This window comes from Bartonella sp. ML69XJBT (assembly GCF_028618515.1).
In the GTDB taxonomy this organism is placed as follows: domain Bacteria; phylum Pseudomonadota; class Alphaproteobacteria; order Rhizobiales; family Rhizobiaceae; genus Bartonella.
This window is the reverse complement of record NZ_JAQITB010000045.1, coordinates 1-8672: the sequence shown is the minus strand read 5'-3', so window position 1 is coordinate 8672 and position 8672 is coordinate 1. Positions and strand designations below refer to the sequence as shown.

The 8672-nt window shown below is 38.9% G+C and carries 8 protein-coding genes and 4 pseudogenes; 4 read left to right on the top strand and 8 right to left on the bottom strand.

The features are described 5' to 3' along the window. Positions 1-11 precede the first annotated feature (11 nt). Positions 12-131, top strand: coding sequence for a hypothetical protein (locus tag PVV68_RS10755; RefSeq protein ID WP_404978444.1), 120 nt, complete (start codon positions 12-14; stop codon positions 129-131). A 1541-nt stretch (positions 132-1672) separates the two neighbouring features. On the opposite strand, the pseudogene PVV68_RS08990 reads toward PVV68_RS10755, so the two are convergent. From PVV68_RS08990 to PVV68_RS08975, 4 pseudogenes are all read right to left on the bottom strand, one after another. Continuing rightward, a pseudogene (locus tag PVV68_RS08990) lies at positions 1673-1930 on the bottom strand (DnaJ domain-containing protein); the annotation flags it as partial. Between the two features lie 780 nt (positions 1931-2710). After that, positions 2711-2940, bottom strand: a pseudogene (locus PVV68_RS08985) (Arm DNA-binding domain-containing protein); the annotation flags it as partial. A 40-nt stretch (positions 2941-2980) separates the two neighbouring features. Then, positions 2981-3211, bottom strand: a pseudogene (locus PVV68_RS08980) (Arm DNA-binding domain-containing protein); the annotation flags it as partial. A 37-nt stretch (positions 3212-3248) separates the two neighbouring features. Further along, positions 3249-3481: pseudogene (locus tag PVV68_RS08975) on the bottom strand (Arm DNA-binding domain-containing protein); the annotation flags it as partial. A gap of 300 nt (positions 3482-3781) precedes the next feature. Between PVV68_RS08975 and PVV68_RS08970 the strand changes: the two are divergent. Then, complete coding sequence (locus tag PVV68_RS08970) at positions 3782-3955, top strand: hypothetical protein (RefSeq protein ID WP_273757060.1); 174 nt, start codon at positions 3782-3784, stop codon at positions 3953-3955. 232 nt (positions 3956-4187) lie between these two features. Here PVV68_RS08970 and PVV68_RS08965 read toward each other — a convergent pair whose 3' ends face one another. Together PVV68_RS08965 and PVV68_RS08960 are read right to left on the bottom strand one after the other, a co-directional pair. Beyond that, entirely contained in the window at positions 4188-4631 is a 444-nt protein-coding gene (locus tag PVV68_RS08965) for a phage holin family protein (RefSeq protein WP_273721765.1), read from the bottom strand. A 3-nt stretch (positions 4632-4634) separates the two neighbouring features. Then, positions 4635-4961, bottom strand: a complete 327-nt coding sequence (locus tag PVV68_RS08960; RefSeq protein ID WP_273721767.1) for a YqjD family protein — start codon at positions 4959-4961, stop codon at positions 4635-4637. Positions 4962-6353: 1392 nt separating this feature from the next. On the opposite strand from PVV68_RS08960, the gene PVV68_RS08955 reads away from it, so the two are divergent. Together PVV68_RS08955 and PVV68_RS08950 are read left to right on the top strand one after the other, a co-directional pair. Continuing rightward, the gene (locus PVV68_RS08955) at positions 6354-7253 is read left to right on the top strand and encodes a MotA/TolQ/ExbB proton channel family protein (RefSeq protein WP_273721769.1); all 900 of its coding nucleotides are present in this window, start codon (positions 6354-6356) and stop codon (positions 7251-7253) included. Beyond that, entirely contained in the window at positions 7250-7837 is a 588-nt protein-coding gene (locus tag PVV68_RS08950) for a biopolymer transporter ExbD (protein ID WP_273721771.1), read from the top strand. The genes PVV68_RS08955 and PVV68_RS08950 overlap by 4 nt, the downstream gene beginning before the upstream one ends. A gap of 6 nt (positions 7838-7843) precedes the next feature. On the opposite strand, the gene PVV68_RS10750 is transcribed toward PVV68_RS08950, so the two are convergent. Further along, the gene (locus tag PVV68_RS10750; protein ID WP_404978443.1) at positions 7844-8011 is read right to left on the bottom strand and encodes a hypothetical protein; all 168 of its coding nucleotides are present in this window, start codon (positions 8009-8011) and stop codon (positions 7844-7846) included. Positions 8012-8199: 188 nt separating this feature from the next. After that, complete coding sequence (locus PVV68_RS08940; protein ID WP_404978442.1) at positions 8200-8460, bottom strand: hypothetical protein; 261 nt, start codon at positions 8458-8460, stop codon at positions 8200-8202. Positions 8461-8672 lie beyond the last annotated feature (212 nt).

Genomic DNA, 8672 nt, shown 5'->3' with positions numbered 1-8672 from the left:
AAAACAAAAATGTGTTGAAAGAAAATCCGGTCAAAACGGCAATAGATCAAGCCGCACAGCGTTTGGGAAAAGCCGCACGATTGGTGATCCGTGCTTCTGGAACTGAGCCGGTTATTCGCATTATGGCTTGAGGGTGACGGCTCTGGACGTTCTGGATGTGGCTCGTGGCAGAGATGATGGAGGTTATCACCCATCACGATGCTCGTTTATAAGCGGAAACTTTTTTTGAGGTATCGTGAAGGCTTTAGAATTATCTTAGCGCTCTTTGTGATGATGTGTAGATACATTCAGACAAAAATAGTTTTGAACAGTGGGGTAAAAAAAGCAAGGCGTTATTATCAATCTATGCAAGATGCAATAAAAGTAATATAATGCCTCTATAGACAATATAATTTTTACGCTGCGCTACAATATTTCGTTATAGAAGATAAGAAATTATCGTATCTTATGGACCTCTGAGGGTTGCTTTTAACGTTCTTCAAAAGCGTTTTGATCGTTAAATATTATTGATAACTTCTTCTTGGTTTTATCATATCATATATTGTGTTCAGTTCTATACAAAATCGGGCTATTTGTTTAGTGTTTTCGTTATTGCTGCTTCTCATACTAGATACGAGATCAATAATTTGTGTTTTGGAACTAATGCCATTTACACTTGAAGAATTCAGAAATTTTTTTGCATAATCAATCATAGGATCTGTAGAGTTCATGGACATATTATATGCCCAAATAAAATCGCTTTCTTTCCAATTATAGTCATTATGTAAACTACTTATGACATTAAGTAACATGTCTGATGATATCCCTTCATTATAATCACCGCGCAACAAATTAACAAAACGTCCACATAAAACAATAAGTATGTGACGGTGCTTTATAACGTCAAATCTTTGAGTTATATTTTGATAGCTATGGCTGTATACAAATTTTTTGCTTTTTCTTGCTTTTGAGAATGTTCAAAAGCGTCGTATTTTTCATTTACATATTCTTCGTAAAGTTTATCATATTGTTCTAAACTCTCTATACTCGCACATCCTAATAACCCTGATATCGAAAAAAGGTTATAGTTATAAATGTGATAGCATGTGTTACAGATAAGGATTTCATCATTTGAACCGTCATTATGATAATAAGGCTGTCTCGTTGATTCACACTGAATATATCAATGTGTGCTATTGGATCAATAAAGAAAGTACAATGCCTCTACAGATTGTATAATCTCTACGCGATGGAATATCTCATTATAAATTCAATAATGATTGTATCTTGTAAATTCATGAGAGAGAGCGCTTAATATGTTTTAGAAACATTTTGTACAAGAACATACACAGGTTAAAAATCATTCTTCAATTATACCAAGTTTTTTCAATTTCTTGACTCCATAGAAATTTACAGCAGCATAAAAAAAGATTACGATCATTGTTGGGATGATACTTAAGGAGATAAAAATGAAAGCTATTACTAATGCGCTTATTGTAATAAGCAAAGCTTTTAAGAATCCCCAGAATCTCAAACTCATATAAAAAAGACAGTGAATTGATATGAATGGTAATAATTCTGGTGGAATTTTGATAACATTAAGAACAATGATCAATACTATCAAGAAAATTGTGGGTCTATATGCTGCAAATTTGCTGATACTAGTCTTTTTTCTGCTATTCTGTTGGCTTATATTATTTTCAAAAGTTGCGTCATTATCTTTAAGAGTTTCATGATAAAATTGATTGTAAATAGCTCTTTTTTGAGGATCTTTAAGAACTTCATAGGCTTCGCAAATTTTTCTAAATTTTTGTTCCGCTTCCTTATTACTAGGATTATGATCAGGATGGTATTGCATAGCTAACTTACGAAAAGCAGATTTTAGCTGCTTATTATTGCATTCGCAACTTACACCAAGAATTCCATAATAGTCATCTTCATTTGCTATCATTATATACTACCAGTTGTGTATTGTTTTTATTTTTGGAGTATTGTTTAATCGATTCTCTTTTAATATATCAATATGTGTTATTTGTGTGGATAAAGTGTAGTAAATCGTATTTAATAACATTGTTATGTTCAGCTATATGAGGATGAAGTATAGTTTGAAATCCCTATAGGTGCGTTTTTTATTCTCTGGTGGGCTTTATAATATTTAAAAATACACAGAAGGCACCACACATGATAAAAGAATAAATTCTACCAAGAGTGGGTAAAAGCTATTCCTAACAAAGTAACGCATCTTTTAAAGGAGGCAGTTATTAAAGCAGACGGACCAGCAGGCAGTAAATATGCTCATGAGGAGTTGACTTCTTATTGAGAAAAGCAAGCAATGTGGATTGTTCCACGGCTTATTTGGCATGTGTTTTGCCAAGATGTTGCCTTTGCAAGTGATAGGGGAGAATGAGGAACGAATGATAGGGCGTGTGGAAACGTCCCTTTTGTTTGCTGACAACAAAACAAATTAAAATTGTTCCAAAGCTTATTTAGATTTTTACAGGTAAAGCAGCAGTGCATGGGACTTGGGAGGATGAAGTTCAGAAAAGATAGGATCATTTGCTTGGAGGGTAGTTTTCATTGAGCTCCACCATCTTCATGCTTATGAAAGAGCGATCCGAGGCACCACTATTCTATTCACCAGTTCCAATGTTGTGACAGCTTTTGCATTGGAGAGCATGCATAAAAGGCATTTTTAGTTTTTTCTTTAAATGTTTTTATTGGTATGCCAATTCCGTAAAACAGAACGCCACCCAGTTGCCAATTTACGGGCTTGTTTTAGAGAGACATCTCGCAACGCTCCCAAGCCTATTTCACGGCGGCGCCCGTGAATAGTATAGCGATAAAGCCATTGAGCACTGCCATCTTTACGTTTGTGAAGAAGCAAGCCAGCACCATCATTCACTTTGCCAGCTTCCAATGTTGCAACAGCCCTTGGCGCTTAAGACGATTCATAAGAGCCATTTTAGTTTTTTCTTTAAATGTTTTTATTGGTATGCCAATTCCGTAAAACAGAATGCCACCCAGTTGCCAATTTACGGGCTTGTTTTAAAGAGACATCTCGCAATGCTCCCAAGCCCATTTCACGGCGGCGCCCATGAATGGTATAGCGATAAAGCCATTGAGCACCGCCATCTTTACGTTTGTGAAGAAGCAAGCCAGCACCATCATTCATTTTGCCAGCTTCCAATGGTTGCAACAGCCCTTGGCGCTTAAGACGATTCATAAGAGCCATTTTAGTTTTTTCTTTAAATGTTTTTATTGGTATGCCAATCCCGTAAAACAGAACGCCACCCAGTTGCCAATTTACGGGCTTGTTTTAAAGAGACATCTCGCAACGCTCCCAAGCCCATTTCACGGCGGCGCCCGTGAATAGTATAGCGATAAAGTCATTGAGCACCGCCATCTTTACGTTTGTGAAGAAGCAAGCCAGCACCATCATTCATTTTGCTAGCTTCCAATGTTGCAACAGCCCTTGGCGCTTAAGACGATTCATAAGAGCCATTTTTACTCCTTTCTTATACAGTTTTTTCCCACACGCCAGCCCCGCTTTTGACGTGCAAGCGAATGATATTGATTGATTCAAGATAAAGAAATTTGAAATGAGAGAATCTTACGGTATTCGATGGTCTCATTCAATATGAATAACGCTAGATTATCATTATAAATCAATATTTTGCGTTCATTGAAATTTGGCAAATTGATTGGTTGTGGAGAGGGTGAAAAGAAGAGCTTGTAGGGAGGATATTGGTGAAAAACAGGGTAGGTGGTCTGTTTTTCTGACCTTACTCTGGTTATCTGTATTATGCTTGAGAGTGATGCGTGCGAAGTTTTGGATGTGGACCGCGAGAAAGAGGGGAGATGTTTATCAGCACAATGTTCTGTCACATGGTGGATAAGGAGATGGGGGGAAGCCGTTGGGCTGTTGTTGATTGTTGCCTTGAAAAATAATCAGATCCTTTGGCTTGCTGGACCATAATCTTGCGAACATTTTCATGACTTTATTATGCATAGAATGATAACAGCTGTTTTACTCTAACGAGGAAAATGATGTGAGTTTATTCTTTGTTGATCGAGAATAGAATCTTTAGAGGTTTATTGTGTGACAATATCAACAAAGGGAAAAAAAGGATGAGCAAAGGAAAAGAGAGGGTGTTTTCTCTCAATAGAAAGAAAACACCGCGGGGGTTAGGATGACACAATTGCATATCTTAATTTAAAAAGCGGTCTTTTTTATCTTTTTTCCACAGAAAATAAGTTGCAAGACCAAGTACTGGGACACTCAATTTGGCAAAAGGCAAATGTTTGCTTAAAAGCGTAAGACTGGAAAGTGTGGCATCTGTCATAAGCTGATGGCGTCTCTCTTCAGATTTCTTTTGTTGATCGTAGCTTTGGTAAGCTTTCAGAATGCGGCCAATGAAAATAGCGATACCTGCAAGAAAAAGCCAAATCAAAAACATCGTGCTAGCTGCTCTAAGAGGCGTCATGACCCAACAAAGGGCAAGAAAACCGATGATACATAAAAAAAGTAGCGATATAAACAAGGAAATGCCAATAAATCCATAGCAAATTGCTTGAAGGCGTACTTGCTTAACAGTGCTTTTTAATCCTCCACCAACGAGGTGATTGAAAAGAGGAGCGATAAACTTATGCATTGCTTAACGCCGCAATAATTGAGAAAGAATAAAACCAACACCTGCTGCAAACAGAACGCTCTTGCCAGGATTTTTACGAACATGATGGTTCATGGTTTGTTCAAGTTCGCCGATTTTTTCTTTCGCTTGAGACATAATGTCTTCACTATTTTCTTTTGCCGAATTATAGAGTTCTTCAGCTTTATTTTTTGCTGCGTTCAATTTGCTGGCACCAAGATCTGTCAGAGTTGAAGTTATCCCTGAAATTTCACCACGTAACTTCTCTACCTGTCCTTGTAAATCTTTTTCTGCTGTCGTTTTATTGTTCTGTGTTGTTTTATGATTTGCCATGATGCTTTTTCCCTCTCTTGATTTATTACGACTCAGTATTTGTCTCTTTTGTGTGTTCATAGTGATCATTTGCTTTGGAGTAAAAATTTTCACTGCTTTTGTAACGCTAAACGATTTTTTTGGTTCCCTCTCTTTGGGCAATTTAAAAATGTTTTTTAGATAGAATGAATCTTGTTGGGAAACTTTTTGGCAATTTTGTTTGATTATCTTTTTATGCCGTAAAACAGTGTCCAGCTATGGTGATATAAGGCATAGAAAATTTACATTTTTAGTCTTTCTCAAGTGTGGAGAGCGTATTTCAGAGCTGGGCTTGCTTGTCGAGCTCTATGGAAGTGAACCATACAAATGGTCAGCAGGGAAAACACGAGAGAAACTGGATTGTTTACAGACCAGTAGGGTTAAAAATCTTTGTCCTTTGAGGTATCAGGAGGAGAGCAGTTTTGCTTGTCGAAGGGGATAACGAAAAATCTATAAAATACCGCATCTTTATGCTTATGTAAGAATATCGACACGATTATGATGTTTGCTTGATCTCCTTGCTATCTATAGCTTTCTGTCTTTCCGCTTTGCTTCCTTTATATAGGATCTTCTTTTGGCATTGGGGGGCATTTAAAAAAGTACATTTGAATTTTAAAACAGGATCTGTTTTGTGAGGTTTGTGAGGTGATGATATCAATAGCGAGCAGGGAGTTCTGTTAATTGAGTGGGGGTATGCAGTTTATGCAAAATATTCCCAAACCGAACACTAGCTATTGTGAATTCATATGCTTGTTTTAAAGAAGTCTTCAGCCATTTTATAACGGTGTTTGTGGATGGTGTAAAATCTTCTCGTGAAAACTATAGAGTTTATTTGGTATTAGCAATTTTTACACTTATGAAGTTGTGCAAGCTGCAAATTCGTAGATGCTCCAGATCCCATGGTGTTCTATCTCTTGTCGTGGGAGTGATGGGTATGGGGTCTTATTTAGTGATTGTTCCTTGTTTATTCTTCTTGTGTTGTGCCAAGTAAATCTTTTTGTTTGTATCTGCAGTATTGAAGTGAAAAATATTTCTGTTTTTGGGTATAATTGTTGATATGCTCTTTGAGAGAGTCTCATTATACATCAAGCTCTAATGTAATATATAGTGGGTTATTCAAGTTGTTTTTTCCACAATAAGCTGCTTTATCCGATAAATTGCCTTAAATTTATGAGAGAAAAATTCTTTTAAAAAGTCCTCTTGAAAGAGACATTTTCTGAAATAAAACTATACTTGATTTATCAAGTTTTATTTTTTAAGACGAATACAGAGTGACGTTAACAGGGACGGAGCGTTGTCGGAGAGTGATGCTACGGGGGCTGGTGACACAGCTGTAAGATTTAAAAGTGACAACCACAACCGTGTGAGACAAAAATGGAATCTGAGACAGTACCCTTAGAGAGCGCGTCTGCTGTATTGGCAACGTATGATCTTTCCCCTTTTGCTATGTTTATGGCAGCTGATTTTGTTGTAAAAGCTGTGATCGTTCTTTTGTTGCTTGCTTCTCTTGCATCTTGGACAATTGCTTTTGTTAAAATTGTTGAGATTACTGTGGCAAAACGAAGAGCGCGTCATGAACTTCAATTGACTCTTAATGCTCAGACCCTTACGCGTTTGGCTGCGAGTTTGAAAGAAAGCAAAGGAGCTGGTGCGCTCTTTTTGAAAGAAGTCCTTAAAGAAGTGTATCTTTCTACACAGCAGATCCATTTTGTTGGTCATGAGGGAACCAGTGGAGGCGCTCATGAAAAAAACACGGTAAGACAAGAGAGGCATCGGGGGATACAACAAGAAGCACTAGCCATTACTGGTGAACATCCCCTCTTTTATGAGGAGCTCAATCAGTATGACGAGGATGTGCAAGATATGCGCGATATGAATGAGGGTGTAAAGGAGAGGGTTCATTCGCTTTTGTCACGCTGCTTGCTTACTGTTGTGCGGCGTGTTGCATGTGGTAGCGCTGTTCTTGCAACCATTGGCGCTATTGCTCCTTTTGTGGGGCTTTTTGCTACCGTTTGGGGAATTATGAATTCTTTTATCGGTATTGCACAGTCTCAAACAACGAGGCTTGATGTGGTGGCTCCTGGAATTGCCGAAGCCTTGCTGGCAACCGCTATCGGACTTTTTGTGGCGATTCCCGCTGTGGTTATGTATAATAGCTTGATGCGCGCTTTGAGTGGTTATCGCAATGATTTAGGTGATATTGCTGCCGCACTTGAAAGACTCTTAAGCCGTGAACTCGATAGGCGCAGACAACAGAAAAGTCATAAAAAATGAAAGCAGATTTTAATGATCATTGGGATTTCGATGAGAGTGGATTACATAGCGAAATCAATGTAACCCCTTTTATTGATGTTGTTCTCGTATTGCTTATTGTTTTTATGGTGGCTGCGCCTTTGGCGACATCGGTTATTCCTGTTCAACTCCCTTCTATAACGCAAACACCTTTCGCGGTTCAACCTGACGAGCCTCTTTATGTGACTTTGCAAAAAGATCATGCCCTTTATGTTGGTGAGCATCTTGTCAACCCAACAACTTTTGTGGAATCCTTATTGAAGGAAACAAAGCAAAATCGAGAAACAAAGATTTTGATCAAAGCCGATAGTGAAATCGATTATGGGGCTGTGGTGGATTTACTCGGTCAAATTCGCGCTGCTGGATATAGCAAAGTCGGACTTATGGGATTGCAGAAATCTGCCAATCTGAGGGCAAAAGGGATAGCAAGTGATGGAACCGTAAGTGCTATAGGGCCGGCAGAGAACACAGCAGGAAACGTCACAAACGGTGTCATTGCGCCGCCCATAAGTGATGTGGTAAATGCCAAACCTGCTGTAAGGGGAAATGTGGCTCCTGTAGAGTAGAAACTATCAATAGAGAATTCCGCTGAAGTCTATTTTGTGTGCAATATCGCTATTCTCTTTTTCATTTGCTGCAAGGGCATGAACATTGACTTGAAGAACCGGTGCAATGACCGTTTGGGCAATGCGCATGCCTCGTTCAATGGTAAAGTCTTCTTGTCCGCAATTGATGAGCAGAACTCCACAACGGGTGCATTGTCCTCTATGCTTCTTAGTGTTTGTGCATGGGGAAGATGCGTGGCTTATTCAGAGCATGGATGCCTTTGTGTTTCAAGCCAAGAGGACTCCTTGCAAAATAACAGCCATGGTAATCATTGCACTGTCTGCTTGCAAGGATGTGCGTTTTTTCTCACGCAATGTGCTGTTTAGTCATGACCTGTGGAACCAAAACCACCCGTACCTCTGCTTCCCACATCGCTCTTGTCTTTTTCATTTGATGCAAGTTCATTTGCTGCAAGGGCATGAACATTGACTTGAAGAACCGGTGCAATGACCGTTTGGGCAATGCGCATGCCTCGTTCAATGGTAAAGTCTTCTTGTCCGCAATTGATGAGTAAAACTCCACAACGGGTGCATTGTCCTCTATGCTTCTTAGTGTTTGTGCATGGGGAAGATGCGTGGCTTATTCAGAGCATGGATGCCTTTGTGTTTCAAGCCAAGAGGACTCCTTGCAAAATAACAGCCATGGTAATCATTGCACTGTCTGCTTGCAAGGATGTGCGTTTTTTCTCACGCAATGTGCTGTTTAGTCATGACCTGTGGAACCAAAACCACCCGTACCTCTGCTTCCCACATCGCTCTTGTCTTTTTCATTTGATGCAAGTTCATTTGCTGCAAG

Excerpts from the sequence above, each read along its gene's own strand:
- PVV68_RS08970 (WP_273757060.1), top strand. The coding sequence starts at position 3,782 with ATGCTTGAGAGTGATGCGTGCGAAGTTTTGGATGTGGACCGCGAGAAA.
- PVV68_RS08965 (WP_273721765.1), bottom strand. The coding sequence starts at position 4,631 with ATGCATAAGTTTATCGCTCCTCTTTTCAATCACCTCGTTGGTGGAGGA.
- PVV68_RS08960 (WP_273721767.1), bottom strand. The coding sequence starts at position 4,961 with ATGGCAAATCATAAAACAACACAGAACAATAAAACGACAGCAGAAAAA.
- PVV68_RS08955 (WP_273721769.1), top strand. The coding sequence starts at position 6,354 with ATGGAATCTGAGACAGTACCCTTAGAGAGCGCGTCTGCTGTATTGGCA.
- PVV68_RS08950 (WP_273721771.1), top strand. The coding sequence starts at position 7,250 with ATGAAAGCAGATTTTAATGATCATTGGGATTTCGATGAGAGTGGATTA.